Source organism: Rhizobacter sp. P1_G5, assembly GCF_056405435.1.
The window spans coordinates 1-840 of record NZ_JBFUCB010001114.1 but is presented as its reverse complement, the minus strand read 5'-3'; the positions used below and the strand labels follow the sequence as shown (position 1 = coordinate 840).

Genomic DNA, 840 nt, shown 5'->3' with positions numbered 1-840 from the left:
CGTGGCAGCATTGCAGCACATGGACTCATTCTCCACTCAACCCTATGCACTCCAGATCTCACGGCAAAGTTCTCTTCAAGTTGCTCGGTGCATTCGCAGCACTTGTCTTCATCGGCTATGGGTTGAAGGATCGCTCGGAAGTCACGAGCATTCAGAAGCGCGGGAAGACCGCAACGGTTGAGCCGATTGGAAAGTACACCGAGTTCAAGCAGAGCGGCTCCTCCACGTACACAGCCGAGTTTCATTTCAAGACGGAAGATGGTCGCGACGTCACGCAGAAGCATTCCTTTCCAGAGGAGGTGCTCGCTGACTTCAAGGCCGGGAAGCCCGTGCAGATCGTCTACCTCGCAAATGATCCGAGCACTTTCGTGTTTGCCAGCGAAAAGCCGGGATGGACTCTCGTCGTCGTCGGCGTCGTATTGCTGGTTGCAGCGCTTCTGCTTGCCTGACGGACCATCCATGACCATCGAACTGTCCAAGGAAGCAAGGAAAGTACTGACGCGAGTTCGAGAAGCGCAAGGGGCGCGCATGAGCTGGGCAGGAGCGTTGCTTGGGGCAGCCATCGGTCTCTCAGCATGTTCTGAAGGCGTGCCGCGAGCTGTCGAGACGACGCAAGTTGAAAGCCCATCCAGAAACTTCGCCGCAACCGTCGAGGTCGTCGACAACGGGCTCGGTTTCGGTCAAGGCGCCTTGTACGACGAGATWCACCTGGGTCCGCCGCAACACGGCTCGTTCTCGCACGGGGACAAGGACGCGTCGGTCATCTACTACGCAGAATCGACCTACGGAGTGGGACTTCCGCCGCGGATCGAGTGGGTTGCAGCCGACCAGCTGAGAGTC

2 protein-coding genes are annotated in these 840 nt (G+C 58.2%); both read left to right on the top strand.

Annotated elements, in window-relative coordinates; all coding sequences use genetic code 11:
• Positions 1-449 (top strand): hypothetical protein (locus AC1D12_RS34430; RefSeq protein WP_477845539.1); only part of this gene is annotated, 449 nt, incomplete at its 5' end.
• Between the two features lie 10 nt (positions 450-459).
• A partial coding sequence (locus AC1D12_RS34425) for a hypothetical protein (RefSeq protein ID WP_477845538.1) occupies positions 460-840 on the top strand: 381 nt, incomplete at its 3' end.